The sequence below is a fragment of the Immundisolibacter sp. genome (genome assembly GCF_014359565.1).
GTDB lineage: Bacteria > Pseudomonadota > Gammaproteobacteria > Immundisolibacterales > Immundisolibacteraceae > Immundisolibacter.
In genome coordinates, this window is the sequence record NZ_JACIZD010000010.1 from 23,338 (window position 1) to 50,250 (window position 26,913).

Sequence of the window (26,913 nt, forward strand, 5' to 3'; positions counted from 1 at the left end):
GCACGTTATCGTTTGGTCTGCACAAGGCTACCGTAAGCTGTCGCCCGTGCTGGCGACTGCGCGAGCGGTATGCGAGCGGCGCCGACAGGTCCGCATAATCCACGCTGCCGATCGGCGTTCGATCAGCATCCCGACGCCGCCGCTGCGCCTTATTGCATCGTCTCTTTCAGCACCGTTCCGCGCCCTGAATGCTCCATATCCACCACAGCAATCGCCTGGAGCGCCTAGCCGACCGGTTGTGCGAGGTGATTGCCACGCCGCTGGGCGCGCCGCTGGCCCCGGAAACCATCCTGGTGCCCAACCCCGGCATGGCGCGCTGGCTGTCGCTGGCAGTGGCGCAGCGCCTGGGCGTGGCGGCGAATCTGGATTGCGTGTTCCCGGCCGCCTTCGTGTGGCGGGTGCTGCGCGCGCAGGACGCGGACCTGCCGCCGACGCCGCCGGCCGAGCAGGGGCCGTTGCTGTTCGGGCTGCTGGCGGCCTTCGCCGGCCCTGACCGGCCGGCCGAAGTAGAGCGCTACCTGGCCGCCGACGATGGCCTGAAGGCCTGGCAGCTGGCCCGCCGCCTGGCCGACTGTTACCAGCGCTATCAGGTGTTCCGGCCGGACTGGCTGGCGGCCTGGGAGGCGGGCGCGGACGCCGGCTGGGACGCCCGATTGTGGCGGCAGGTGGCGGCCGGGCGGCCGCATCAGGGCCGGCTGCTGATCGATCTGGCGCAGCGCGTGCGCGGCGGGCGGCTTGCCGTGGACGGCCTGCCGGCGCGCCTGTCGGTGTTCGGCCTGTCGGCGCTGGCGCCGGCCTATCTGCAGCTGTTGCAGGCGCTGGCCGGGCACATGCACGTGCATGTGCATTTTCTGGATCCCTGCGCCGCCTACTGGCACGACCTGCAGGCGCCGCGCGTGGCGGCGCGGCGACGGCGCAAGTGGGCGCAGCAGGCGGCCGATGCGCCGGAACAGATGGATGAATCCGCCGACAGTCATCCGCTGCTGGCCGCCTGGGGTCAGGCGGGACGCGAGTTTGCCGGCCAGTTGCTCGACTGTCAGGCGCTGGAAACCGAGGACTACGAGGACCCCGGCGCTGCCAGCCTGCTGCGGCGCCTGCAGCGCGACATCCTGTTTCTGGAGCCGCCCGTCGCACAGGCCCCGGCCGAGGATGACCGCTCGCTCGAAATCCACATCTGCCACAGCCCGCTGCGCGAGGTGCAGGTACTGCATGACCGTCTGCTCGGATTGTTCGAGGCGCACCCGGACCTGACGCCGCGCGACTGCGTGGTGATGGCGCCGGACATCGAGGCCTACGCACCGCACATCACGGCCGTGTTCGGCGCCGCGCCGGCCGGTCGGCGCATTCCGTTTGCCATCGCCGACCGCGCGCCGCGGGCGCAGCAACCGCTGGCGGCGGCCTTTCTGGAACTGCTCGACCTGCCGCAAAGCCGCCTGCCGGCCTCGCAGGTGCTCTCGCTGCTGGAGCTGCCGGCGCTGCGCGCTGCCTTTGGCATCGACGAGCCCAGCCTGCCGCGCCTGCGCGCCCTGGTGCAGGACAGCGGCGTGCGCTTTGCCTACGACGCCGCGGCGCGGGCCGGCCTGGATCTGCCGCCCAGCGACGAGCACACCTGGCGCGCCGGCCTGGACCGCCTGCTGCTGGGCCACGCCACCGACGCCGCGGCGCTGGATGAGGTGCTGCCTCTGCCGGCCGGTGGCAGCGAGCTGGCGCAGGCGGTCGGCGCGCTGGCCGAGCTGCTGCGCCGCCTGCACGCGCTGCAGGCCGATCTGGCCGGCCCGCACCCGCCGGCCGAGTGGACGCGGCGCCTGCTGATGGCGCTGACGCTGTTCGAGGCCGTTGACGAGGACGAGGCCGACACGCTCGCGCTGCTGCGCGGCGCGCTGCTGCGTCTGGCGCAGGAGGCGCAGGCCGGCGGCTGCGCGGTGCCGCTTCCGCGGGCAGTGGTCAAGGCGCAGCTGTCGGGCGTGCTGGACGAGGCCGGCCCGGCACGCGCCTTCATCACCGGTGCGCTGACCTGCTGCGCGCTGTCGCCGATGCGGGCGATACCGTTTCGGGTGGTGTGCGTGCTGGGCTTGGGCGACCGGGAGTTTCCGCGCCGCCGGCGGCCGGCCGAGTTCGACCGCCTGGCCGACGATCACCGCCCCGGCGACCGGGTGGCGCGCGACGAGGACCGCTACCTGATGCTCGATGCGCTGCTGGCGGCGCGCGATTGCCTGCACCTGAGCTACGTCGGCCGGCGCCAGAGCGACAACGCGCCGCTGCCGCCCTCGGCACTGCTGAGCGAGCTGCTGGACGTGGCCGGGCGCATGACCGGTGACGCCAGCCGCCTGCTGGTCGAGCACCCGCTGCAGCCGTTCAGCGACTGCTACGGCCACGACGCGCGGCGGGTCACCTATGCCGTTGAGTGGTTCCAGCCGGCGCAGCCGACACCGCCGTTTGCCGCCGCGCCGCTGCCGTCCTCCGTGCCCGCATCGGAGGAATGGACGCTGGAGGATCTGACTGGCTTCGTGCGCTCGCCGGCGCGCTGGTTCCTGCGCGAGCGGCTGGGCATCCGTCTGTACCGGGCGGACGACGCGCTGGCCGACGAGGAGCCGTTTTATCTGGACAATCTCGCCAACCACGCCATTGGCCAGCGGCTGGTGGCGGCGCATTTGAGTGGGGACGATACGGACGCGGCCTATCGGCGTTTGCGCAGCGAAGGTGTGCTGCCGGCGGCGGCCGCCGGCCGGCGGCTGTTCGAGCAGTCCTGGCGCGACACGGCGGCCTTTGCCGCGCGCCTGGTGCCCTTTCTGGCCACGCCGCGGGCGGATCTGTTGCTGGATGTGGATATTGCCGGTGCCCGTCTGACCGGCCGCCTGCGCGGGCTGACCGACCAGGGCCTGGTGGAGTACCGCTATGCGAAGCGGCGCGCACGCAATTTGCTCGAACTGTGGGTGCGCCACCTGGCGATCAACGCGGTCCGGGCAGCGACGCCAACGCGCTACGTGCTGCGCGATGAAACCGTGTTGCTGCAACCGCCGGCCGATGCGCACGCCCTGCTGGCGGACATCCTGGCTCTGGCCAGCCAGGGCCGCGGCGAGGCGCTGCCGCTGTTGCCGGAATGCGCGTTTGCATATGCCACGGCCAAGGATCACGCCAGCGGCCTGAACGCCGCGCGCAAGGCCTGGGAGGGCAATTCCTACCGCGAATCGCCCGGCGAGGGCGACGACGCGGACGTACAGGTCGCCTTCCGGGGTCGCGACCCGGTGTCCGAGCCGGCCTTTGTCGAGTTGGCACAGCGCCTGTGCGGCCCGCTGCTGGCCGCGATGGAGCGCGCATGAGCACGCCGCTCGATCCGCTGACCCTGCCGCTGGCCGGCCGGCATTTGATCGAGGCCAGCGCCGGCACCGGCAAGACCTGGACCATCGCCGCGCTGTACCTGCGTCAGTTGCTGCAGAACCGGCGCGAGCCGGGGCAGATGCTGGTGGTCACCTTCACCGAGGCGGCCGCCGCCGAGCTGCGCGAGCGCATCGCCGCGCGGCTGTTCGAGGCGCGAGGCGTCCTGGACGGCTTGCCGCCCAAGGACGAGAACGACGCCTTTCTGCCCACGCTGGTCGGCAGTCTGCCGGACCACGCTGCCGCCAAGGCGCATCTGGACGATGCGCTGCTGCGCCTGGACGAGCTGGCCGTGCACACCATCCACGGCTTTTGCGGGCGGGTGCTGGCCGAGCATGCCTTCAGCGCCGGCAGCCGTTTCGAGGCCGACATCGAAACCGACATCCGCCCGCTGACGGCGGAAATCCTGGGCGATTTCTGGCGCCGGCGGTGCGCGGTTGCCGATGCGGTGCTGCTGGATGCGCTGTATCGCTTGTGGCCGCACGGTCCGGAAAGCCTGGCTGGCGCGCTGAAGAGCCTGTCCGGCCGGCTGGGCCTGCGCCTATTGCCGCCTGCGTCTGAGGTCGATCCAGCGGCGGGGCAAGCGGCGCTGGATACGGCCGTGCAGGACTTCGTCGCCGTCTGGTCGGCTGGGCGGGATGACGCGCTGGCTTTGCTGCTGGGGCACCAAGGACTCAGCCGCGACAAGAAAAAGGGCTATCCGAAAGATCAACTGTCCGCGTTGTTTGACGCCATCGACGCCTGGGCCGCGCAGCCGCAGGGCTTGCCACCCGCGGGCATCGAGCGCCTCAGCCCGGCCGTGCTCGATGAGGCGCTGACCCCCGGTGCCCGCAAGAAAGGCGTCGCTGCGCCGACGCACCCGTTGCTGGATGCCGCCGCCGCCCTGACGGTGGCCGGCGCGGCGCTCACGCACGCGCTGCATGTGCAAACCGTGCACGCGGCGCTGGCGTACCTGCGTGCGCAAAGCGAGGCGCGCCTGCTGGCCGGCGGCCGGCGCGGCTTCGACAGCCTGCTGCAGGAGCTGGCCGCGGCGCTGGATGGCCCCGGCGGGCCCGCGCTGGCGAGCACCCTTGCCGGTCGCTACCCGGTGGTCATGATCGACGAGTTCCAGGACACCGACCCGCTCCAGTACAGCCTGTTTGACCGCATGCACCGGGCCGCCGCGAACGGTTTCGGCCTGTACCTGATCGGCGACCCCAAGCAGGCCATTTACCAGTTTCGCGGCGCGGACGTGTTCGCGTATCTGGCCGTTCGCAATAGCGTGCCGCCGGCCCAGCGCCACACGCTGACCACCAACCAGCGCTCCACCGGCCGGCTGGTGCGGGCCGTGAATGCGCTGTTTGGAGGCCACCCGCGGCCGTTTGTGCTCGACGCGCCCGGGCAGGAGATCGAGTTCCACGCGGTCGACGCCGCTGGCCGGCGCGAGCAGGCGCCACTGTTGGTGGACGGCGAGGCGCTGCCGGCCTTTGAGGTGTGGTGGCTGGCGCGTGGCGAAACGGGCAAGCCGCTGAGCAAGGACAGCGCAGACGGGCAGGCGCTGGCCGCCACTGCCGCGCGGGTGGCGCAGCTGCTCGCGCTGGGCGCGGCGGGTCAGGCGCGGGTAGGTGCAGACGAGCTCGCCGGTCGCCACATCGGCATCCTGGTCAAGACCAACCGGCAGGCGGGTCAGATGCAGGCGCAGCTGCGCCGGGCCGGCGTCGACAGCGTCTGCCTTCGAGAAGACAGCGTTTACCAGAGCCCCGAGGCGGTGGCGCTGGAGCGGATTCTGCAAGCGGCGCTCGATCCGGCCGCCAGCGGCACGCTGCGGGCTGCTCTTGCCACGCACTTGCTGGGCGCCACGGCCGCCGACATCGCCGCGCTCGACGGCGACGAGGCGGCCTGGGAACGCTGGGTCATCCTGTTCCACAACGCCCGCCGGCGCTGGTTCACGGCAGGTCCGCTGCCCATGCTGCTGGGGCTGATGGAGGAGGCCGGCATCATCGGCCGCCTGCATGCGAGTCCCGACGGCGCGCGGGCGCTGACCAACCTGATTCACCTGGGCGAATTGCTGCAGGCGCAGGCCGCCAGCCGGTCCGGCCTGGATGCGCAGCTGCGCTTCCTGCGCGATGCCATCGCCAGTATCGACGGCGTGGCCGAGAACCAGCAGCTGCGCCTGGAAAGCGACGCCAACCTGGTGCAGATCGTCACCGTGCACAAGGCCAAGGGGCTGGAGTGGGAAATCGTGTTCCTGCCCTTCGCGTGGAACGAGAAAACACCCAACGACCAGCCTCCGTTCGAATTTCACGACCCACTGGATCTCGCATTCACGGCCGATCTGGACCCCGCCAGCCCGCACGCGCAGCTAGCGCAAAAGGAGGCGCTGGCCGAGCGCGTGCGCCTACTGTACGTGGCCCTGACGCGGGCGCGCCAGCACTGCGCCCTGCCGTTTGGCGTCATCAATCAGGCGGAGTGGGGCGCGCTGGCGTGGCTGCTGTACGGCGGAGAAGGCCTGAGCGCCCTCGGTGATGCCGCCGCCCGCGCGCCGTGGCAGGCGCTGGCCGCTGCCAGCGACGGCGCGCTCGTGCTGACCGAGCCGCCGACGGCTGCCCAGTACTCGCCCGGCGCTGCGCCGCCGGCCGGGCAGGCCAGCATCTTCACCGGCCGCATCGACAGCCGCTGGCGGGTGACCAGCTACTCGGCGCTGGCCGCCGGCGCGCTGGGCACCGACCGGCCGGACTACGATGCGGTCGATGCCGGCACGCTCGCCGAGCCGCAGGTCGCGCTGCCGGCGGCGCCGGACGTATCCGCCGAGCGTGGCGGCCCGCCGCCGATCGCCCGCTTTCCGCGTGGCGCGGCGGCCGGCACCAGTCTGCACGGCCTGTTCGAGGCGCTGGATTTTCCGCACGCCCACGGCCCGGCGCTGGGCGAGGCGGTGGCGCAGACGCTGGCTCGCGCCGGCTATCCGCCTCTGTGGCAGCCGACGCTGGAACGGCTGGTGGCGGACGTGCTCGAAACGCCGCTGGACGGCCAGGCGCTGCGCCTGCGGGACATCGGCCGCGCGCAGCGCCGCGACGAGCTGGAGTTCTACTTTCCGCTGGCGCGCATCGAGGCGGCCACGCTGAACCGCCTGCTGGAGGCCACCGCCGTGGCGGCCGAGGCCGCGGCGCTGCGCTTCGACGCCGTGGAAGGCGTGCTCAAGGGCTACATCGATCTGGTGTTCGAGCACGCCGGGCGGTTTTATCTGGCCGACTACAAGTCGAACTGGCTCGGCGCGACCGCGGCGGACTACGCGCCGGCGGCGCTGCGCGCGGCGATGGCCGAGCACCGCTACGACCTGCAGTACCTGGTCTACACGGTGGCGCTGCACCGCTATTTGCGCCTGCGCGTGCCGGATTACGACTACGAGCGCCACTTCGGCGGCGTCTATTACCTGTTCCTGCGCGGCATGGCGCCGGGGCAGGGCGACGCCGGCATTTACTTCGACCGGCCGCCCGCCAGCCTGGTGCGCGCGCTCGAAGCTGCCCTGTGCGGGGGCGCCTGATGGACGCGCGCCTGCTGGCCCTGCAACAGGCCCGCGCGCTACGCCCGCTGGATGCGCACTTCGCCGACCTGCTGCTGCGCCACGCCGCAAGGCCGTCGCCGGAACTGGCGCTGGCCGCCGCGCTGGTCAGCCGTCATACCGGCGAGGGTCACGTGTGCCTGCCGCTGGGACGCTTCGCTGGCCGGGCGCCGTTCGACGAACAGCCTTGGCGCGCGCCGCCGCTGGCCGAATGGCGCGAGGCACTGCTGGGCAGTGGTGTGGTCGGCGAGCCGGGCGCAGGTACGCCGCTGATCCTGGATTCGGTCGGCCGGCTGTACCTGCATCGCCTGTGGCGGGATGAGGCCGAGGTGGCGCGCGATCTGCTGCGGCGCGCCGCGCCACGGGCGGATGTCGATCCGGCCGCTTTGCACGCCCCGCTGCGTCGCCTCTTTCCGGATACCGATCCGGGCAGCGTCGGCCAGCGCCGCGCCGCTGCGGTGGCGGCCCTGCATGGCCTGGGCATCCTGTGCGGCGGCCCCGGCACCGGCAAGACGCACACCGTGGCGCGCCTGCTGGCGCTGCTGATGGAGCTGTCCGGCGAGCGGCCGCTGCGCCTGGCACTGGCCGCGCCGACCGGCAAGGCGGCGCAGCGCCTGGCCGAGAGCCTGCGCAAGGCAGCGGACGTGTTGCCGGCCGGCTTCGCGCTGCCGGCATCCATTCCGACCCTGCACCGCCTGCTCGGCCTGCGCCCGGACGGCAGCGCCCGCCACGATGCCGATCATCCGCTCCGCTGCGACCTGCTGCTGATCGACGAGGCGTCGATGGTCGACCTGCCGCTGCTGGCGCGCACCCTGCGCGCGCTGCCGCCCGCGGCGCGGCTGATCCTGCTCGGCGATCCGAACCAGCTGGCCTCGGTGGAGGCGGGCGCCGTGCTCGGCGAGCTGTGCGCCGGTGCCGGCGCCTACAGCCCGGCCGCCGCGGCGCGCATCGAGGCGGCCAGTGGGGATGCCATCCCCGGCGGTGGGCCGGGCGGCATCGGCGATGCCGTGGCGAAGCTCGAACACAGCTACCGCTTCGCCGGTGGGGGCGCCATTGGCCGCCTGGCGGCAGCGGTCAACGCCGGCGACGCGCAAGGCGCGCTGGAACTGCTTCGCAGCGGCGGCGCGGTGCGCTTCGAGGCGGTGGATACGCCGGCCCGACTCGTCGCGCGTCTTGCAACGGAAGTCGGCCCGGCGCTGCAGCCGCTGTTCGAGACCGTCGACCCGGCGACCGCGCTGGCGCGCCTGGGTGAATTCCAGATGCTGACGGCGCTGCGCGAGGGCGCCTTCGGCGTCAGCGGCGTGAACGCCGTCATCGAGCGCGCGCTGCAGCGGCGCGGGCTGATCCGCGCTCAGGCCGCGCACTACCCCGGCCGGCCGCTGCTGATCGGCAGCAACGACTACGCGCTCGGGCTGTTCAACGGCGATCTTGGCCTGCTGCTGCTGGACCCGGCCGGCGCGCTGCGCGCCTGGTTTGCCGGCCCCGAGGGCACGCCGCGGGCGCTGGCACCCAGCCGCCTGCCGGCGCACGAATCCGCCTACGCGCTGACCGTGCACAAGAGTCAGGGCAGCGAATTCACGCGCGTGCTGCTGATCCTGCCGCCGCAGCCGAGCCCGCTGCTCACGCGCGAGCTGATCTACACCGCGCTGACCCGAGCGCGCGAGGGCGTGACCGTGTGGGGCAGCGAGGCGACGCTTGCCGCCGCCATCGGCCGGCGCCTGGAGCGTGACTCGGGTCTGGGCGATGCGCTGCGGATGGGTTAATCGGCACCGGCAATCAGCTAGGCAGCGTAGATTGGGCTGACACTGGAAGCCCAACATAACGACATGCAAGCCATGCGCTACCGGCAGTCGGGCGTCACAGGCAGGACGTTCTTGTGCACCGTCAACCGGCCGATCGGAATGCGGAGCCCCGGGCGCAGCGTATCGCCATCACACCACCGCTCACGGCTGGCCTGGGATGAGAAATGAATTTTTTCAGGGACGACCGAATACGAACTTGCGCGGCAAGGGACTCGTGGCATGGAATCAGGTGACGGTGGAGTCAGAACCACAGGTCCGGTTCGTCGAAGGCGTCCAAGGCTTCCTGCATTTTTTGCCGGTGGCGCTCGGCCTTGATCCAGCCCTTGAGGGCAGCCGGGTCGGCGCGCAGGACGTCGAGCTCCCTGCGTAGTTGCAGGCTCTGGTACTGGAGGGATTGCAGGTGCGCGCGCAGCTCGCGCATCAGGCTGGCGGGTTTAAGGCCGGGGCGCGGCTCGAGGCCGGACTGCATCGCGAACTGCAGTTGCTGGTCACGCACTTCCTGCTGAAGCTCTTCGAGCTGGTCGGCCAGCACCCGGTTGTAGTGCCTCAGGCGCTCGTCGCTGAGGCCGGCGATGTGGGCGGTGTCGATCTGCTCGACCTCCAGCTGCAGCTGCAGCAGATCGAGCAGATTGTTGGCCGCATAGGCTTCGTTCACCCGCTGCATGAGGGTCGTTTTGCGCTCGCGCTCGGCGGGGTCGGATTCGCGGTCGGGGTGCAGCCGGCTGGCGAGCTTGCGGTAGATTTCGCGCACCGATTGCGTGGCCTGCGCGGCAGCCTCTTGCGCTTTGCGCTCGCGGGCGCCGGGCTTGCGCGCGCGCGTGGCCTCACGCTCTTGTTCGGCCTGCGCCCGGCTGGCCTGGATCTGCTCGTGCAGGCGGCGCAGGAGTTCGTCCGGCGAATCCATGTCCACGTCTTGCAGGTCCAGATCCACACCAAAGAAGTCGTGCACCATGGCCTGCGCCATCTCGCGGGCGATTTCGTGGCCCTCGGCTGCTTCGGCGTCGTAGTCGCTGCCGCTGTGGCGGTTGTAGATCTCCTTGAGGCGCTCGCGCATGGCCTCGTCGGGGACGACGTCGATCAGCGGGGCGAGTCGGCTGGTGATGGCCTCGCTGAGGGTACGGCGATCGGTCTTGGCGAGTTTTTTGCGGTCGCTGGCCGTATCCAGCCACAGGACCAGATCGACCGTCAGCGCCTGCAAGCTGTTCTGCAACGGCACGATTTCGCGCGCCTGACGCTCGTGGTAGTCGGCGATGGCTTGCTGCCACTGGGCCAGCAGCTTGCGCTGCTGCGCGATGCGCTCGATGTGGCGGTTGAACTTCTGCTGCTGCGCCGTCAGCGGCGTGCCCGCCGATGCGCCGTGGATACGCACCGCAACGGGGAGGGATGCGCGGTCGTCAGCGCCCGTGAGGTCCGTTGGGTGCGTGCGGCGTTTCGGGGACATGGGGCCATTGTGCCCAAGCCCCTCCTGCATGGCCAGCCGGTGTGGGCGTCCACCGTCTTTGGCACTCGGGTGGGCAAAGCGTAGCGTGCCTACCCACTTCGCTTGGGTGATGCCCTGCGGGTCGTGGCCGCCCGCGCCTGGGCGGTGCGAAGCGCCTTGGGTCACGGCATGGCAGCGATCTCCTGGGTCCGGATTGCCGTTTGTCCGGCCAGCCGCGCCGGTTCCCAATGTGCCGTCGCCCAGCGCAGCAGCTCGGCGGGCGGTGCGCCCCTCAGCTCAGCAGGCGGGGGCAAGGCCAGGGCGGCCAGAACCTGGCGCAGGTTGGCGCTGGCGTGCCGGTCGTCGAGCGGGACGGCACCGGTCTGTTTGCCAAGTTTCATGCCGTGACGATCGACCAGCAGCGGCAGGTGGGCATAGTCCGGCTGTGGCAGGCCAAGGCATCGCTGCAGGTAGATCTGCCGCGGCGTCGAGGCCAGCAGGTCCACGCCGCGCACCACCTGCGTCACGCCCTGGTAAGCGTCGTCGACGACCGTGGCGAGCTGATAGGCGATCAGGCCGTCGGCCCGTTGCAGGACGAAATCGCCGACCGCGCGTGCAAGGTTGTGACGATATTCGCCTTGCACGGCATCGAAAAAGCCGATGTCCGCGTCGGGCACCCGCAGGCGCAGTGCGCGCGCCGGGCGGTCGGCTGCCAGACCGCTGCGGCAGGTGCCCGGATACACCGGTCCGTCCACCCCGGCGCGGGCGATGGTGGCCAGCTCGCGGCGCGTGCAGGCGCAGGCATAGGTCAGGCCGGCGTCGCGCAGGTGTTCCAGGGCCGCCCGGTAGGCCTCGGCGCGCCGGCTCTGGTACAGCGCCTCGCCATCCCACAGCAGGCCGTGCGCCTGCAGGCTGCGCAGGATGGCATCGGCGGCGCCCGGCACCACGCGTGGTGAGTCCAGGTCGTCGATACGTAGCAGCCAGCGCCCGCCCGCGGCACGCGCGGCCAGGTAACTGCCGACCGCCGCCAACAGCGAGCCCAGGTGCAGCTCGCCGCTCGGCGTGGGGGCAAAACGGCCGCATGTCTGTGCCATTCGGGAGCGGACCAGGGGTGGCTTTCGTGTACCTTATGCGGCCCGGCGCGTGTCAGGCGCCGTTTGCAAAAAATCAGGGAGCAGGGGCATGAAACTCATCACCGCGGTGATCAAGCCGCACAAGCTGGACGACGTGCGCGACGCGCTCGGCGACCTTGGCATTACCGGCATGACGGTGACTGAGGTGCGCGGTTTCGGGCGCCAGAAGGGCCACACCGAAATCTACCGCGGCGCCGAGTACATGGTCGATTTTATTGCCAAGATGCGGGTTGAGGTCGCCGTGCGCGATGAGGACGCCGAACGCGTCGTGGAGGCCATCGCCAACGCCGCCAACAGCGGCAAGATCGGCGACGGCAAGATTTTTGTCAGTCCCCTGGAGCAGGTGGTGCGCATCCGTACCGGCGAGACCGGTTCGGACGCGCTCTGAGCGCAGCTGCGCGTTTCCGCAAGGTCCGTGTATCCATGCCGTCCGCTGGCAGGGCGGCGGCCAGGCTGCCTGATGTTGCAGGGTATCGGTGCGCTGATCGGCCTGAGCGTGCGCGCTGGCTGCCGGCCTCGACCTCAGTCAGCGCGCGGAACGCGGCGAAGACTGTAGTGGCCAGAAGCCCGCCATCGGCACGTTGACAGCCTCGACGGCGGGCCAGAACAATCACCGGCTTGGCGCGGGAACCGGCGGCCCGCACGGAGCCCTTGTCTGCCCTTTCTATTTTTGGAGATCGTGACATGCGCGTGTGCATCCTGGGGGCCGGCGGTCTCGGTTCGGTGATCGGCGGCTACTTGGCCAAAACCGGCGTCGACACCACCCTGATCGCCCGCCCGGCGCATGCCGAGGCCATCACCCGCGATGGCCTGCGCATCGAGGGCGTACGCGGCGAACACTTGATCCACGAGAATCTGACGGCCATCAGCAACCCGGCCGAGGCCACGGGCGAATTCGATTACCTGATCCTGGCCACCAAGGCCAAGGACAGCGACACGGCGTTGGCCTCGGCCGATTGCCTGCGCGACCGGGTGCGGACGGCTTGCTCCATCCAGAACACTATCGTCAAGGAACAGGTGCTGACGGACTGGATTGGCGACCCGGCGCGCGTGATGGGCGCCTCGACCATCGAGGGCGGCTCGCTGGAGGCGCCAGGTTTCGTCAAGAACCACGTCACGGTGCCCACCACGGCCTATTTCGGCGAGATCGACGGCACCATCAGCCCGCGCGCGCAGGCGCTGGCCGACGCCTTCAACAAGGCCGGTCTAGGAGCCAAGGCGGTTGACTGTATCCAGCAGGTGCTGTGGGAAAAGCTGGCGCAGATCTGCAACGCGTCGGCCTGGTCGGTGAGCACGCTGGCCGGCAACAACGACCTCACCTTCGTGGACGGCATGGCGCTGCGCGAGGGCGCCGAGCACTACGTGGCCATTTCCCTGGAGCTGCTGGCGGTCTACACGGCGCTGGGCTACACGCCGCAGAACTTCTACGCGCCGCTGTCGCGCCTGAAGGACGTATACGAGTGCAAGACCGAAGAAGACGCCGTGCAGCTGATCCTGGGTTTTGGCGAACGCATGAAGCAGCAGAACTACGTCGGGCGCACCTCCATGCACGAGGACGTCGTGCGTGGCAAGAAAACCGAGGTCGACTACATCGTCAAGCCCTTCGTGGACAAGGGCCGCGAGCTGGGCATCCCGGTGCCGACCGTGACGGCGGCGTATCGCATCATCAAGGTGCTGGACCACTACCTGGCCTGAGCAACACATGAGCAGCAAAAAACGCGTTCTGGTGGCGGAAACCCTGGAGCAGGCCGGCATCGACCTGCTGCGCGAGCACTTCGACGTCGACGTGCGCGAGCGCACCGACGAGGCCGAACTGGCACGCATCATCGGCGATTACGACGGCCTGATGATCAAGACCTACACGCGGGTCTCGAAGCAGGTCATCGACAACGCCACGAAACTGAAGATCGTCGCCCGCGCCGGCAGTGGCCTGGACAAGGTGGACCTCGCCTACGCCAAGGAAAAGGGCCTGCCGGTGCGCAACACGCCGCAGGCCAACGTGGTGTCGGTGGCTGAGCTGGTGTTCGGGCTGATGCTGGCGGTGTCGCGCAAGTTGGCCGCGGCCGACCGCTACGTGCGCAGCCGCGAGGGTTGGGACCGCGACCGCTTCACCGGCGTGGAGCTGGCCGGCAAGACGCTGGGCATCGTCGGTTTTGGCAACATCGGCAAGCTGGTGGCCAGGCGCGCGCTGGCCTTCGACATGCAGGTGGTCGGCTACGACCCGTTCATCGATGCGGCGGCCATGGCCGAGCACGGCGTGCGCAAGGTCGAGACGGTCGATGACGTCATCGACGTCGCCGACTACATCACCGTGCACGTGCCGCTGCTGGACTCGACCCGCAACCTGTTCAGCACCGAGCAGTTTGGGCGCATGAAATCGACCGCCATCCTGATCAACACCGCCCGCGGCGAGGTGGTGGACGAGCCGGCGCTGATCGCGGCCCTGCAAACGGGCCAGATTGCCGGCGCCGGGCTCGACGTCTACGAGGCCGAGCCGCCGAACCATCCGGAGCTGCTGGCGTTGGACAACGTGGTGCTGTGCCCGCACATCGGCGCCGCCACGCGCGAGGCGCTGAACCGCATGACGGTACAGGCGGCGCAGATGATCATCGAAGCACTCGAGGGCTGAGTCGTGCTCGACCCGCAACTGTTGCGCCGCGAACCGGAGACGGTGGCGGCACGCCTGGCCGCGCGTGGCTTTGCACTCGACCTGCCGCGCCTGGCGGCGCTCGAAACCCGTCGCAAGACCGCGCAGACCGAAACCGAGCACTTGCAGGCCGAGCGCAACCGCGTGTCCAGGGCCGTCGGCGAGGCCAAGCGGCGCGCTGAGGATGCCGCTCCGCTGCTGGCGCAGATGAGCGGCGTCGGCGAGCGGCTGGCGCAGCTCGAAGCGGGCCTGAAGGCCGTGCAGGATGAGCTCGACGCCTATTGCCTGGAAATCCCCAACCTGCCGCACGACTCGGTGCCGGTCGGCAACAGCGAGGACGACAACGTCGAGGTGCGCCGCTGGGGCACGCCGCCGGCCTTCGACTTCACGCCGCGCGATCACGTGGACCTCGGCGAGGCGCTGGGCGGACTCGATTTCGAGACTGCAACCAAGATCGCCGGCGCCCGCTTCAGCCTGCTGCGCGGCCCGTTGGCGGCGCTGCACCGCGCGCTGACGCAGTTCATGCTGGACCTGCACACCCGCCAGCACGGCTACACCGAGGTCTACGTGCCGTATCTGGTGAATGCGGACAGCCTGGTCGGCACCGGCCAGCTGCCCAAGTTCGAGGAAGACCTGTTTGCCGTGGGCGGGGGCTATTACCTGATCCCGACTGCCGAGGTGCCAGTCACCAATATCGTGCGCGACAGCATCGTCGATGCCAGCGATATGCCGTTGAAACTGGTTGCCCACACGCCGTGCTTTCGCAGCGAGGCCGGCAGTTACGGCAAGGACACGCGCGGCATGATCCGCCAGCACCAGTTCGAGAAGGTCGAGCTGGTGCGCCTGGTGCCGCCCGAGACCTCCTGGCAGGCGCACGAGGAACTGACCGCCGACGCGGAGGCCGTGCTGCAAAAGCTCGGCCTGCCGTATCGCGTGATGGCGCTGTGTACCGGCGACATGGGCTTTTCCGCTGCCAAGACTTACGACCTCGAAGTCTGGCTACCGGGCCAGGGCAAGTACCGAGAAATCTCGTCCTGCTCCAACTTCGGCGATTTCCAGGCGCGGCGCCTGAAGGCGCGCTGGCGCAACCCGGCCACCGGCAAGCCGGAATTGCTGCACACGCTGAACGGATCCGGCCTGGCGGTCGGGCGCACGCTGGTGGCGGTGCTGGAGAACTATCAGCAAGTGGACGGCTCGATTGTGGTGCCCGAGGTTTTGCGGTCGTATCTGGGTGGCGTGGATCGCATTGCGCGGGCCTGAGCGGGTTTGTTCCTGAGGACGCCCGCGCAGGTGTGTCGGGAGGCCCGCCGAGGGCCGAATGGGCGGCTGGAAGATTCGCGGCGGGGCGCCGCACCACAAGGCCTTACACACAGCGGTTCTCCGCTGTGGGAGGCCCGCCCTCGGGCCGAATGCTTGACTGAAAGATTCGTAGGGAGCGTGTCTTTGCCGGGTACCGCGGGGGCAGTTGCAGCCGCCGGTTCGGGTGCGCGGTCCGGCCTTGTCGTGCGCCGGCGACGGGCGCAGGATTGACCGGCCGACAAAAACCGCAGGAGGAGCGAGCGATGCTGTATGTGGTCATTTCCCGTTTCGACGAGGCCGCCGTGGCGCGCCTGCGCAGCGAACTGCCGCCGGCGGCCTTCGCCTATATCGACGAGGCCATCCACCACCAGCGCGTGCCCAGTCAGGTCGACATCGAGGCGCAGGGTGTGCCGGCCAGCCTGGCCAGCGTTCTGGCGGCGCATCTGGCGCACCTGACCGAACTGCGCGGCAGCGGCAAGCTGGTCAGCGGCGGGCCCTGCGCGGGTTTCGTCAACGCCATCAATATCTTCGAGGCCGGCTCCGCCGACGAAGCGCGGACGCTGCACGACGCGGATCCGCTGGCCCGGCACGGCTACTTCGCGGTCGAGACCATCTATCCCTGGCAGCGGGTGTTCTGAACATGCTGCGCCTGTACCACATCCTGCCGCGCGCCGATCATCCCGGCTCGCACAACGCGCTCAAGGTGGCCGTGCTGCTGCGCGAGCTGGGTCTTGAGTTCGAGCTGATCGACGTCGATCCGGCCCGCGAGCTGCGGCCAGCGGAGGCACCGCTGCGGCGCCTGAACCCGAACGGCCTGACGCCGATCCTGGACGACGACGGGTTCATTCTGTGGGAGTCGTCGGCCATCCTGCAGTACCTGTGCGACAGCCGCGGCCCGGCGCCGTTGCTGCCGATCGAGCCTCAGCACCGGGCGCGCGTGCTGCAGTGGCTCGGTTGGGAGGCGAGCACGTTCATCCCGGCCCTGATGGCGCTGTACATGGCGCATGTCGGTGGGGGCGAGGAGGCCGCCGCCGCGGCACGGGTCGATTTTCTGCTCGGCATGCTGGAACAGCAGCTGAGCGGCCGGGACTGGGTGGCCGACGCCTATTCCATCGCCGACATTGCGCTTGGCGCCGGCGTGCCGGCGCTGCTGCCGCTGGGCGTCGATTTCGCGTCCTACCCGGCGCTGCGGCACTGGCTGGCTGCCCTGCGCCAGCGGCCGGCCTGGCGGGACGAGATTTTTCTGGCGGATTTGCGCGCCGGCAACCTGGCCTGATTCGGCATGCGTGGCGGGCGGGGTGTTGGCTCGATTTGCTAGACTTCGCGGCTATTTGGCCGCACAAGAGAGAGTCCCCGCGCGTGCATTCCCCCCATACCTGGCTACGTCCCATGCTGGCGGCCCTTGCCGTGACGCCGCTGGCCGCGGTAGCCGAGACTGTCCCCCTGCCGCCCTCGGACGTGGACCTGGTCGGTCAGGTGCGGGTGGTGGCAGCGCGTCACGAGGACACCCTGCTGGACATAGCCCGCCGCGGTGGGCTTGGCTATACCGAGATCAAGATGGCCAACCGCGGCCTGGATCCGTGGATGCCGGGCGAGGGCGTGCAGGTGGTACTGCCCACCCGGCACATCCTGCCGCAGGCGCCGCGCGAGGGCATCGTCATTAACCTGCCCGAGATGCGCCTGTACTACTACCTGCCGGCGAAAGGGGATTTTTCGCAGGTGGTGACCTATCCGATCAGCATCGGTCGTTTCGACTGGCGCACGCCGCTGGGCGTGACCAGGATCACGCAGAAGGTGCCCAACCCGAGCTGGACGCCGCCGGAATCGATTCGCATCGAGCATGCCGCCAAGGGCGACATCCTGCCGCCGGTGGTGCCTGCCGGGCCGGACAATCCGCTCGGTCAGTTCGCGCTGCGGCTGGGCGTGCCGGGATATTTGATCCATGGCACCAACAAGCCCTACGGAATCGGCATGCGAGTGACGCATGGTTGTCTGCGTCTGTATCCGGAAGATATCGCTGCCTTGTTCCAGCAGGTTGCGCCGGGCGTGGCGGTCAATTTTGTCAGTCAGCCGTACAAGATCGGACAGGCCTTTGGCATCACCTATCTGGAAGTGCACCACCCGTTGAAGGAAGAAAAAGGCCGCAAGGAAGGGGCGCTTGGCGAGATTGCTCGTCTGCTAGCGAACCGCGGCGTGGCCACGGCCGACGTGGACTGGGTGCTGGTGCGGCGCGAGCTAGCCAAGCCAACCGGGATGCCGGTGGCTATCAGCCGGTCGGATGAGGTGATGCTGCTGGACGCGAATGTTGACGATATGGGTGCGCAGGTGGCAGTCCAGCACTGACACAGCACGCGCTCCGGACGTAAAAAAAGCGGGGCCAGCCTGGCTGACCCCGCTTTTTCAACGCCTGGAGAAGCGGATGCTTACTTCAGCATCGACTTCTTGAACATGCGGTCGATCTTCTCGTTGGTGTCCACGCAGCACTGCTGGGCAGCCTGGGCAGCAGCCAGGGCCTCGCTGGCCTTGGCACTGGCAGCATCGGCCTTGGAAGAAGCGGCGCTGGCGGTGGCCTGGGCGCTGTCGGCAGCCGACTTGGCCTGAGCAATCTGCTCGTTCACATAGCCCTTGGTGGCGCAACCGGCGGAAAGGGTGGCCAGCAGCGCGACGGCCGCAAGCTTGCCAATAATCAATTTGTTCTGCATATGAGAGCCCCTGAAAAGCTGAGGTAACTGAAACCAACCAGTGCGGCGCGGGTCCGCACTACAAACATCAACACGGCCGGAATTATAGGCAGGCGCTGCAAAAAAGCAAAAGCGGCGCCTGATCGCGATCAAGCAATGCCTGGCCAGGGGCATGGGTGCGTGATCAGCCATAATCCGGATTGGGGGCGAGGTCGGGGCTGGGTCTGGCAAAATGGCGTTCCCCATTACCTGACCGAAACTGCGTTTCCGTGCGAAGCGTTTCCGGGTTGCCGGCCGGTGGGCGCTGCGATGTTTGCTGTCTCAACTTCCTGGAGTGCCACATGGCCGAATATCTGCGTTGGTTCGATACCCTGGGCATGCACGATGTCGAGATCGTGGGGGGCAAAAACGCGTCGCTGGGCGAGATGATCAGCCACCTCCTGCCGCTGGGTGTGCGGGTGCCGGGCGGGTTTGCCACCACCGCGCAGGCCTATCGTGATTTCCTGGCCCACGCGCAGCTGGCAGACCGGATCAACGCCGAGCTGGACGCGCTGGACGTGGAGGATGTTGCGGCCCTGGCGCGCGCGGGCGAGAAAATCCGCGGCTGGATACTGGAACAGCCGTTTCCGGACGGACTCGAACAGGCCATCGTCGAGGCCTACGGACGTCTGTGCGAGGGGCACGATGCGGTGGCGGTGGCGGTGCGCTCGTCTGCCACGGCCGAAGACCTGCCCGACGCCTCCTTCGCCGGCCAGCAGGAAACCTTTCTGAACATCCGCGGTGCCGAGCATGTTCTGCATGCGGTGCGCCACGTGTTTGCCTCGCTGTTCAACGATCGCGCCATTTCGTACCGCGTGCATCAAGGCTTCGCCCATGGGCATGTAGCCCTGTCGGCCGGCATCCAGCGCATGGTGCGCGCCGATACCGGCGCCAGCGGCGTGATGTTCACGCTGGACACCGAGTCCGGTTTCCGCGACGTGGTGTTCGTGACCGCCTCCTACGGCCTGGGCGAAACGGTGGTGCAGGGCACGGTCAACCCGGACGAGTTCTACGTGCACAAGCCGACGCTGCGCGCTGGCCGGCCGGCTGTGATTTCGCGCCATCGCGGCAGCAAATTGATCAAGATGATCTATACCGACGCGGTTTCGGCCGGCAGGTCGACCACCACGGTGGACGTCCCACAGGCGGACCAACGTCGGTTCTGCCTGACCGACGCCGAGGTCGAGGAGCTGGCACGCCAGGCGCTGACCATCGAGGACCACTACGGCCGGCCGATGGATATCGAGTGGGGCAAGGACGGTGAGGATGGCCAGTTGTACATCCTGCAGGCGCGGCCGGAGACGGTGAAGGCGCGCGGCGACTCACAGGTGCTGCGCCGCTATCAGCTGAAAGAGAAATCCAAGGTTCTGGTCACCGGCCGCAGCGTCGGGCAGGGCATCGGCGTCGGTAACGTACGGGTTGTCGACAGCCCGGCCCGCATGGGCGAGCTGCAACCGGGCGAAGTGCTGGTGGCCGACATGACCGATCCGGACTGGGAGCCGGTGATGAAGCGGGCCTCGGCCATCGTCACCAACCGCGGCGGGCGTACCTGTCACGCCGCCATCATTGCCCGCGAGCTGGGCATCCCGGCCGTGGTCGGCTGCGGCGATGCCACCGATCACCTGCGCACCGGGCAGGCGGTGACCGTGTCCTGCGCCGAGGGCGACACCGGCTTCATCTACGAGGGCGCGCTCAAGAACGAAGTCAGCGAGGTACGCCTGGACAGCATGCCGACGCCGCCGACCAAGATCATGATGAACATCGGCAACCCGGACCGCGCCTTCGACTTTGCCAGCCTGCCCAATGCCGGCGTCGGCCTGGCGCGGCTGGAGTTCCTGATCAACCGCGGCATCGGCGTGCACCCCAAGGCGCTGATCAACTACGCGACGCTGGGCGCCGACCTGCGCAGCACCATCGACGAGATAATCGCCGGCTACGCGGATCCGCAGACCTTTTTCGTCGAAAAGCTGGTTGAGGGCATCGCCACGCTGGGTGCGGCCTTCTGGCCCAAGAAAGTCATCGTGCGCATGTCCGATTTCAAGAGCAACGAGTATGCGAACCTGCTCGGTGGCGACCTGTACGAGCCGCACGAGGAGAACCCGATGCTGGGCTTTCGCGGCGCCTCGCGCTACATCGCCGACAGCTTCCGTGACTGCTTTGCGCTGGAGTGCCGGGCGCTGAAGAAAGTCCGCGACGACATGGGCCTGACCAACGTCGAGATCATGATCCCGTTCGTGCGCACCCTGACCGAGGCGCGCCAGGTCACCGAATTGCTGGCCGAGCAGGGCCTCAAGCGCGGCGAGAATGGCCTGCGCCTGATCATGATGTGCGAGCTGCCGTCGAATGCCGTGCTGGCGGACCGGTTCCTGGAGTACTTCGACGGCTTCTCGATCGGCTCGAACGACCTGACCCAGCTGACGCTGGGCCTGGACCGCGACTCCGGCCTGGTGGCCGGCGAGTTCGACGAGCGCGACGAGGCGGTCAAGGCGCTGATGAAGCTCGCCATCGACGCCTGTCAGCGCGCCGGCAAGTACGTCGGCATTTGCGGCCAGGGGCCGTCGGATCATCCCGACCTGGCGCAGTGGCTGGTCGAGCAGGGCATCGAGAGCGTGTCGCTGAACCCCGACACGGTGGTCGCCACCTGGCTGGCACTGTCCGGCGACCAGGCGCATTGAGCCATCCGGCCCCGCGGCGGGGGTTCGGATAACCCCGATCAGGGCACCTCGAAAAACCTTTCGAGGTGCCCGGCGGGGCATGGATGCCCCAACGCATCAATCGCGAGAGCAATTCAGATAGCGTGCCCGTCAGACCGCGGGCCAGATGCCGATCGCTGCGGGCCGCAGGCCCTCAGGGCAGAAGCACCGGCGCTGCGGGCGCCCAGCCGGCCATCCGGTGCTCGGCCACGACGCTGGTGTAAATGCCGCCGCGCACGAGGAATTCGGCCGTCACGCGCAGGAAGCGCGGCGCCATGGCGCCGACCAGATCGTCCAGGATGCGGCCGGTGACGGCCTCGTGGAACGCGCCCTGGTCGCGGAATGACCACAGATATAATTTCAGGGACTTGAGCTCCACGCACAGCCGGTCCGGCACGAACTCGATGTGGATGGTGGCAAAGTCCGGCTGGCCGGTTTTCGGGCACAGGCAGGTGAATTCCGGGCAGCGCATGCGCACCGTGTAGTCCCGCCCAGGGTGGGGATTGGCGAAGGTTTCGAGCGCGCTGCCGACGGCTGGCGGCTTTTTCGAGCGAACGGGACGCGAACTGGCCACGCAGGTCTCCGGGTCGGGTTGTGGGGCGCGCATTATCCGGTCGCCGCGCGCGCGCCCACAACGACCAACCGGGCGCCTTCAGGAATACCGTCAGGCATGAAACTGAAGACCATCCGCCTGGCCGGCTTCAAGACCTTCGTCGATCCGACCACGCTGCACCTGCGCGGGCCGCTGACCGGCGTGGTGGGCCCCAACGGCTGCGGCAAGTCGAATGTGGTCGACGCCGTGCGCTGGGTGCTTGGCGAAAGCTCGGCCCGGCAGCTGCGCGGCGATGCGCTGGCGGACGTGATCTTCAACGGCTCCAGCGCCCGTCAGCCGGTCGGCAAGGCCAGTGTCGAGCTGGTATTCGACAATTCCGACGGCAGTCTGGGTGGCCCCTGGGCGGCCTATGCGCAGATCGCCGTGCGGCGCGAGCTGGCACGCGACGGGCAGTCGGTCTATTACCTCAACGGCAGCCGCTGCCGGCGCCGCGACATCACCGACATCTTTCTGGGCACCGGGCTTGGCCCGCGCAGCTACGCCATCATCGAGCAGGGCATGATCGCCCGCCTGATCGAGGCGCGGCCCGAGGAGCTGCGCGCCTACATCGAGGAAGTGGCCGGCATCTCCAAGTACAAGGAGCGCCGCCACGAGACGGCCGGCCGCATCCGCCACACCCGCGAAAACATGGCGCGCCTGGACGACCTGCGGGATGAGCTGGGCAAGCGTCTGGCGACCCTGGAGCGCCAGGCGCGCGCGGCGCAGAGCTTTCGCGAACTGAAGGCCGCCGAGCGACAGGCCCGCGGGCAGCTGCTGGGGTTTCGGCTGCGGGTGCTGGAGACGGCCGCAGCCGAGCGGCGAGCGGCGCTCGAGCGCAGCCTGACGGCCCAGGAACAGGCGCTGTCGGCCGTGCGGGCCGGCGAGGCGCAGGTCGAGGCAGCGCGTGACGCGCACGCGCAGGCCACGGCCGCCTTCGGCGAAGCCCAGCAGGCCTGGTATCAGATCGGCGCCGAAGTCGCCCGCTGCGAGCAGGCGCTCGCGGCATTGCAACACCAGCGCGAGCGTCTGGCACAGGAGCTGGCGCGGCTGGACGCCAGTGCCGAGCAGATCGATCGCCAGTGCGTGCAGACCGAGGCGCGCCTGTTGCAGCTGGCCGCGGCGCAGCAGACGGCCGATGCCGACCGTGAGCAGATGGAAGGGGAGCTGGCGCAGGCCTCGCAAACGCTCGCCGCCGCCGAAGCCGCATTGAGCCAGGTCCGGCGCGCCCAAGATGCCGCCAGCATGGCGGTCAGCGAAGCCGCCCAGCGCGAGCGCCTGGAGCAGGAACGTGCCCGGCGGCTGGCCGAGCACCTTGCCCGCCTGGAGGAACGGCGCCAGCGCCTGCTGCGCGAACAGCAGCAACTGGCGGCCGAAGCAAGCGCGGATGAGGCCGGGCTTGCCGACCAATTGGCCAGCGCCGGCGCGCAGGCATCCGCTGCCGAGCAGGCGCTGGCGGCGGTGGAGGCCGACATCACCAGCCGTCGGGCGCAGCTGGACGCAAGCGCTGGCGAGCTTGCCCGCCTTCAAGCCAGCATCCGCGAGCAGCGCGGACGCCTGGCCTCCCTCGAAACCTTGCAGCAGGTGGCGCTGGCCGGCAGCGGCCGGGCCGAGGCCTGGCTCAGCGCGCAGGGCGTCGAGGCTCAGGCCCTGCTCGGCGATCTGGACGCCGAAGCCGACTGGCGCGCCGCCCTCGAGGTGGCGCTTGGCCCGTGGCTGGGTGCGCAGGTGGTGGCCAGCCTGGATGATCTGTCCGCCGATGGGCTGGCCCAAGTGGCCGGGTTGCGGCTGGTGGAATCGCGGCCGGGCAGGGCGGAAGCAGCCGGCGACCTGCTGGACGCCGTGCGTAGCTCGGTCGATCTGCGGTCCCTGATCGGCGGCGTGCGGCGGGCGGACACGCTGGCCGGCGCGCTGGTCGCCCGTCATGGGCTGGCGGCGCACGAGAGCCTGATCACTGCGGATGGCACCCGCGTGGGGCCAAACTGGCTGGCCGTGCCGGCCGGTGAGCATGGCGAGGGCGTGCTGGAACGCAGCGCCGAAATCGCCAGCCTGCGCGAAGCGCTGTCGCGGGCCGAGCAGGAACTGGCCGCCCTGCAGGCGCAGCGGGCCGCGACGCAAACGGCGCTGGTCGAGGCCGAACGCGCCCGTGGCGAGGCCCGCCAGCAGCACGCGGCCGGCGTGCGGCAGCTGGGCGAGCTGCAAGCCCGCCACGCGGCGGCGCAGGCCCACCGCGAGCGCGCGCAGGCGCGGCGAGCGGCCATTGCCGACGAGCTGGCGCAGATCGATGCGCAGGCCACGCACGACGCTGCGGAGCTGGCGACCGCCCAGGCGGCGTGCGATGAGGCGGTCCGGCAACAGGCCGGCCTGGCCGGGGAACGCGAGCGCAGCGAAGCCCGGCGACGGGAGGCCGAGTCTGCCGTGCGCGCCGCGCGGGCGGCGCAGGACGCGGCCCGCGAGCGCCTGCAGACCCTGCGCATGCGCGTCCAGGTCGCCCATACCGAGGTCGCTACTCTGCAGAAAACCCTGGTCGGCTGGCAGGCGCAGCGGGACGGCATCGGCGAGCGCCAGGCGGCGGCGCAGGAGGAGCAGCAGGCCGCCGCCGCGCCGCTGCAAGCCCTGCAGCAGGAACTGCAAACGCAGCTGGCCGCGCGCGAGGTGGCGGCGGCGCGCCTCGCGGCGGCGCGCGAGGCCGTGGCGGCGGCCGACACGGCGCTGCGCGAGCAGGATCAGGCGCGCCTGCAGGCCGAGCGGGCGTTGCACGAGCGCCGCGGCGAGGTCGAGGCCCGTCGCCTGGAGCTGACGGAGCTGGAAACCCGCGCTGCCGGCCTGCGCGAGCAGGCGCTGGAATTCGATGCCGATCCCGATCACCTGCTGGCCGAGCTGCCATCGGACACGGACGAGGCGGCCCTGGAGCTCGCCATCGCCGATCTGTCCCGCCGCATCGAGCGCCTGGGCGCGATCAACCTGGCGGCCATCGACGAGCAGCGCGAGCTGGCCGAGCGCAAGACCTATCTGGACGCCCAGCACGCGGACCTGGCGGCGGCCCTCGAAACCATGGAGCAGGCCATCCGGCGCATGGATCGGGAGACGCGCAGTCGCTTCAAGGAGACCTTCGACAAGGCAAACAGCGGGTTCCAGGCGGCCTTCCCGCGCCTGTTCGGCGGCGGCGAGGCGCACCTGGAACTGCTCGACGACGACCTGCTCGAAGCCGGGGTCGGCATCGTTGCCCGCCCGCCGGGCAAGCGCAACAGTTCCATTCATCTGCTGTCGGGCGGCGAGAAGGCGCTGACGGCGATCGCGCTGGTGTTCGCGCTGTTCGAGCTGAGCCCCGCCCCGTTCTGCATGCTCGACGAAGTGGATGCGCCGCTGGACGACCACAACGTCGGCCGCTTCTGCGCCCTGGTGCGCGAGATGTCGGCGCGGGTGCAGTTCATCGTCATCACCCACAACAAGACCACCATGGAGCTGGCCGGCCAGCTGACCGGCGTCACCATGTCCGAGCCTGGCGTGTCGCGCCTGGTGGCGGTGGACGTGGACGAGGCCGTAGCGCTGGCGAGTGCCTGAAGGAGACCGCATGGACCAAGCCCAGGCGCGCGCGCGCATCGAGGCGCTGCGGCGCGAAATCGCCGAGCACGACTACCGCTACTACGTGCTGGACGCGCCCAGCATTCCGGACGCCGAGTACGACCGGCTGATGCGCGAGCTGCTGGCGCTGGAGGCCCAGTACCCGCAGCTGGTGACGCCCGACTCGCCGAGCCAGCGCGTCGGCGGCGCACCCTCGCCGGCCTTCGCGCCGGTGACGCATGCCGTGCCCATGCTGTCGCTGGCCAACGCCTTCGACGAGAGCGAGGTGCGCGATTTCGACCGCCGGGTGCGCGAGCTGACCGGCGAGGCGGTGGTGGACTACCACGCCGAGCCCAAGTTCGACGGCCTGGCCATCAGCGTGCTGTACCGCGACGGCCTGCTGGTGCAGGCGGCCACCCGCGGCGATGGCACCACCGGCGAGGACGTGACCGCCAACGTGCGCACCATCGCCGCCATCCCGCTGCGCCTGCGCGGCAATCCGCCGCCGCTGCTGGAAGCCCGCGGCGAGGTGTTCATGCCGCGCGAGGGCTTCGCGCGCTTGAACGCCGAACAGACGGCGCGCGGCGAGAAGCCCTTCGCCAACCCGCGCAATGCCGCCGCCGGCAGCCTGCGCCAGCTGGACCCGCGGATCACCGCCCGGCGGCCGCTGCGTTTCTACTGCTATGGCCACGGGCGCTTCGAGGGCTGGCTGCCGGCGCGTCACGGCGAGCGGCTGGATCTGCTGCACGAGTTCGGGCTGCCGGTGTGCCCGCAGCGTCAGCGGGTTACCGGCATCGAGGCGTGCCTGGCCTATTACGCACAGCTTGGCCGTCTGCGGCCGCAGCTGCCGTTCGACATCGACGGCGTGGTGTACAAGGTGGACCGTATCGATTTGCAGGAGCGGCTGGGATTTGTCTCGCGCGCGCCGCGCTGGGCGCTGGCGCACAAGTTCCCGGCCGAGGAGGCGGTGACCGTGCTCGACAACATCGAGGTGCAGATCGGCCGCACCGGCGCCGTGACGCCGGTGGCGCGCCTGCAGCCGGTGTTCGTCGGTGGCGTCACGGTGACCAACGCGACGCTGCACAACGAGGACGAGCTGCGGCGCAAGGACCTGCGCATCGGCGACAGCGTGGTCGTGCGCCGGGCCGGGGACGTGATCCCGGAAGTGGTGCGGGTGTTGCCGGAACGCCGGCCGGCGGATGCCCAGCCGTTCGTCATGCCCACGCATTGCCCGGTGTGCGGCTCCGACATCGTGCGCCTGGCCGGCGAGGCGGTTTCGCGCTGCAGCGGCAGGCTGCACTGCCCGGCGCAGCTGAAGGCCGGCATTGCCCATTTCGCCGGACGGCGGGCGATGGACATCGACGGCCTGGGCGACAAGCTGATCGAGCAACTCGTCGACCGTGGCCTGGTGCACGACGTGGCCGATCTTTATCACCTGGACGCGCCGACCCTGGCGGGCCTCGAGCGCATGGCCGAGCTGTCGGCCGCCAAGCTGGTGGCGGCGATCGAGGCCAGCAAGCGCACCACGCTGTCGCGCTTCATCTTCGCGCTCGGCATCCCGCTGGTCGGCGAGGAGGTGGCGCGGCAGCTGGCTGCCGAGTTCCGCACCCTGGATGCCGTGCTGACGCAGGACTGGGCGGCGCTGCACGAGCGTAAGCAGGCGATCGCCAAGGCCAATCAGAAGGCCCGCAAGCACAATGCCGACCACCCCGATCGTGCGCCGCTGCCGGTGCAGGAATTGCCCCTGCGCGGCATCGGCACCGAGATCACCGACAGCCTGGCCGAGTTCATCGCCGATGCCCGCAACCTGGATGTCATCCGCCGCCTGCTGGCAGCCGGCATCACGTTTCAGGACGACGGCGCCGCGCCGCGCGCGGCCGATCCCGCCGCGCAGCCCCTGGCCGGCAAGACTATCGTCATCACCGGCACCTTCTCGCAGCCGCGCGAGGCGCTTACCAAAGCGCTTGTGCGCCTGGGCGCGAAGGTCACCGGCAGCGTGTCGAGGAACACCGACTTCGTCGCCGTGGGCGAGAATCCGGGCAGCAAGGCCGACAAGGCGGTGCAGCTGGGGGTCGCGATCCTGGACGAGGCCGGCCTGATGGCGCTGCTTGGACAATGATGCGGCCGCGCTAC

At 69.7% G+C, this 26,913-nt stretch carries 17 protein-coding genes; 13 read left to right on the plus strand and 4 right to left on the minus strand.

The window, feature by feature from the left end; translation table 11 throughout:
- The first annotated feature begins 188 nt into the window (after nucleotides 1–188).
- Genes recC through recD form a run of 3 tightly spaced genes read left to right on the plus strand, consistent with a single transcriptional unit; the run spans nucleotide 189 to nucleotide 8,676 of the window.
- Entirely contained in the window at nucleotides 189–3,320 is a 3,132-nt protein-coding gene (gene recC, locus H5U26_RS11045) for an exodeoxyribonuclease V subunit gamma (protein WP_290619608.1), read from the plus strand.
- Entirely contained in the window at nucleotides 3,317–6,895 is a 3,579-nt protein-coding gene (recB, locus tag H5U26_RS11050; RefSeq protein WP_290619610.1) for an exodeoxyribonuclease V subunit beta, read from the plus strand. The genes recC and recB overlap by 4 nt, the downstream gene beginning before the upstream one ends.
- Nucleotides 6,895–8,676 (plus strand): exodeoxyribonuclease V subunit alpha, encoded by a 1,782-nt coding sequence (gene recD, locus H5U26_RS11055; RefSeq protein ID WP_290619612.1) that lies wholly within the window; start codon nucleotides 6,895–6,897, stop codon nucleotides 8,674–8,676. Before recB ends, recD begins: the two co-directional genes overlap by 1 nt.
- 280 nt (nucleotides 8,677–8,956) lie before the next feature.
- Here the strand turns inward: recD and H5U26_RS11060 are convergent, their stop codons facing one another.
- Nucleotides 8,957–10,156 carry a J domain-containing protein gene (locus tag H5U26_RS11060; RefSeq protein WP_290619614.1) on the minus strand — a complete coding sequence of 400 codons (1,200 nt, stop codon included), beginning with the start codon at nucleotides 10,154–10,156 and terminating at the stop codon, nucleotides 8,957–8,959.
- A gap of 161 nt (nucleotides 10,157–10,317) precedes the next feature.
- Nucleotides 10,318–11,229: a tRNA glutamyl-Q(34) synthetase GluQRS gene (gene gluQRS / locus H5U26_RS11065; RefSeq protein ID WP_290619616.1), complete on the minus strand. Its 912-nt coding sequence runs from the start codon at nucleotides 11,227–11,229 to the stop codon at nucleotides 10,318–10,320.
- Between the two features lie 88 nt (nucleotides 11,230–11,317).
- On the opposite strand from gluQRS, the gene H5U26_RS11070 reads away from it, so the two are divergent.
- The 7 genes from H5U26_RS11070 to H5U26_RS11100 all read left to right on the plus strand — a co-directional run bounded on the left by H5U26_RS11070 (nucleotide 11,318) and on the right by H5U26_RS11100 (nucleotide 17,557).
- Entirely contained in the window at nucleotides 11,318–11,656 is a 339-nt protein-coding gene (locus tag H5U26_RS11070) for a P-II family nitrogen regulator (RefSeq protein WP_290619618.1), read from the plus strand.
- Nucleotides 11,657–11,952: 296 nt separating this feature from the next.
- Entirely contained in the window at nucleotides 11,953–12,963 is a 1,011-nt protein-coding gene (locus H5U26_RS11075; protein WP_290619620.1) for a 2-dehydropantoate 2-reductase, read from the plus strand.
- Between the two features lie 7 nt (nucleotides 12,964–12,970).
- Entirely contained in the window at nucleotides 12,971–13,897 is a 927-nt protein-coding gene (locus H5U26_RS11080) for a hydroxyacid dehydrogenase (protein WP_290619622.1), read from the plus strand.
- Nucleotides 13,898–13,900: 3 nt separating this feature from the next.
- Nucleotides 13,901–15,175 carry a serine--tRNA ligase gene (gene serS / locus H5U26_RS11085; RefSeq protein WP_290619624.1) on the plus strand — a complete coding sequence of 425 codons (1,275 nt, stop codon included), beginning with the start codon at nucleotides 13,901–13,903 and terminating at the stop codon, nucleotides 15,173–15,175.
- A 302-nt stretch (nucleotides 15,176–15,477) separates the two neighbouring features.
- Nucleotides 15,478–15,852, plus strand: coding sequence for a YciI family protein (locus H5U26_RS11090; protein WP_290619626.1), 375 nt, complete (start codon nucleotides 15,478–15,480; stop codon nucleotides 15,850–15,852).
- A 2-nt stretch (nucleotides 15,853–15,854) separates the two neighbouring features.
- The gene (locus tag H5U26_RS11095; protein WP_290619628.1) at nucleotides 15,855–16,490 is read left to right on the plus strand and encodes a glutathione S-transferase family protein; all 636 of its coding nucleotides are present in this window, start codon (nucleotides 15,855–15,857) and stop codon (nucleotides 16,488–16,490) included.
- Between the two features lie 113 nt (nucleotides 16,491–16,603).
- Entirely contained in the window at nucleotides 16,604–17,557 is a 954-nt protein-coding gene (locus H5U26_RS11100) for a L,D-transpeptidase family protein (protein WP_290619630.1), read from the plus strand.
- 80 nt (nucleotides 17,558–17,637) lie between these two features.
- Here the strand turns inward: H5U26_RS11100 and H5U26_RS11105 are convergent, their stop codons facing one another.
- On the minus strand, nucleotides 17,638–18,069 hold the full coding sequence (locus H5U26_RS11105) for an Lpp/OprI family alanine-zipper lipoprotein (protein ID WP_290619632.1): 432 nt from the start codon (nucleotides 18,067–18,069) through the stop codon (nucleotides 17,638–17,640).
- A gap of 167 nt (nucleotides 18,070–18,236) precedes the next feature.
- Here H5U26_RS11105 and ppsA point away from each other — a divergent pair, with 167 nt between their 5' ends.
- Nucleotides 18,237–20,609 carry a phosphoenolpyruvate synthase gene (gene ppsA / locus H5U26_RS11110; protein WP_290619634.1) on the plus strand — a complete coding sequence of 791 codons (2,373 nt, stop codon included), beginning with the start codon at nucleotides 18,237–18,239 and terminating at the stop codon, nucleotides 20,607–20,609.
- Nucleotides 20,610–20,781: 172 nt separating this feature from the next.
- Here ppsA and queF read toward each other — a convergent pair whose 3' ends face one another.
- A complete protein-coding gene (gene queF, locus H5U26_RS11115; protein ID WP_290619636.1) occupies nucleotides 20,782–21,201 on the minus strand; it encodes a preQ(1) synthase in 420 nt (139 codons plus the stop codon).
- 96 nt (nucleotides 21,202–21,297) lie between these two features.
- Between queF and smc the strand changes: the two genes are divergently transcribed.
- Together smc and ligA are read left to right on the plus strand one after the other, a co-directional pair.
- Complete coding sequence (smc, locus tag H5U26_RS11120; RefSeq protein ID WP_290619638.1) at nucleotides 21,298–24,780, plus strand: chromosome segregation protein SMC; 3,483 nt, start codon at nucleotides 21,298–21,300, stop codon at nucleotides 24,778–24,780.
- 10 nt (nucleotides 24,781–24,790) lie between these two features.
- Complete coding sequence (gene ligA, locus H5U26_RS11125) at nucleotides 24,791–26,899, plus strand: NAD-dependent DNA ligase LigA (protein WP_290619640.1); 2,109 nt, start codon at nucleotides 24,791–24,793, stop codon at nucleotides 26,897–26,899.
- The last annotated feature ends 14 nt before the right edge of the window (nucleotides 26,900–26,913 follow it).

Excerpts from the sequence above, each read along its gene's own strand:
- recC (WP_290619608.1), top strand. The coding sequence starts at position 189 with ATGCTCCATATCCACCACAGCAATCGCCTGGAGCGCCTAGCCGACCGG.
- recB (WP_290619610.1), top strand. The coding sequence starts at position 3,317 with ATGAGCACGCCGCTCGATCCGCTGACCCTGCCGCTGGCCGGCCGGCAT.
- recD (WP_290619612.1), top strand. The coding sequence starts at position 6,895 with ATGGACGCGCGCCTGCTGGCCCTGCAACAGGCCCGCGCGCTACGCCCG.
- H5U26_RS11060 (WP_290619614.1), bottom strand. The coding sequence starts at position 10,156 with ATGTCCCCGAAACGCCGCACGCACCCAACGGACCTCACGGGCGCTGAC.
- gluQRS (WP_290619616.1), bottom strand. The coding sequence starts at position 11,229 with ATGGCACAGACATGCGGCCGTTTTGCCCCCACGCCGAGCGGCGAGCTG.
- H5U26_RS11070 (WP_290619618.1), top strand. The coding sequence starts at position 11,318 with ATGAAACTCATCACCGCGGTGATCAAGCCGCACAAGCTGGACGACGTG.
- H5U26_RS11075 (WP_290619620.1), top strand. The coding sequence starts at position 11,953 with ATGCGCGTGTGCATCCTGGGGGCCGGCGGTCTCGGTTCGGTGATCGGC.
- H5U26_RS11080 (WP_290619622.1), top strand. The coding sequence starts at position 12,971 with ATGAGCAGCAAAAAACGCGTTCTGGTGGCGGAAACCCTGGAGCAGGCC.
- H5U26_RS11090 (WP_290619626.1), top strand. The coding sequence starts at position 15,478 with ATGCTGTATGTGGTCATTTCCCGTTTCGACGAGGCCGCCGTGGCGCGC.
- H5U26_RS11095 (WP_290619628.1), top strand. The coding sequence starts at position 15,855 with ATGCTGCGCCTGTACCACATCCTGCCGCGCGCCGATCATCCCGGCTCG.
- H5U26_RS11100 (WP_290619630.1), top strand. The coding sequence starts at position 16,604 with ATGCTGGCGGCCCTTGCCGTGACGCCGCTGGCCGCGGTAGCCGAGACT.
- H5U26_RS11105 (WP_290619632.1), bottom strand. The coding sequence starts at position 18,069 with ATGCCCCTGGCCAGGCATTGCTTGATCGCGATCAGGCGCCGCTTTTGC.
- ppsA (WP_290619634.1), top strand. The coding sequence starts at position 18,237 with ATGGCCGAATATCTGCGTTGGTTCGATACCCTGGGCATGCACGATGTC.
- smc (WP_290619638.1), top strand. The coding sequence starts at position 21,298 with ATGAAACTGAAGACCATCCGCCTGGCCGGCTTCAAGACCTTCGTCGAT.
- ligA (WP_290619640.1), top strand. The coding sequence starts at position 24,791 with ATGGACCAAGCCCAGGCGCGCGCGCGCATCGAGGCGCTGCGGCGCGAA.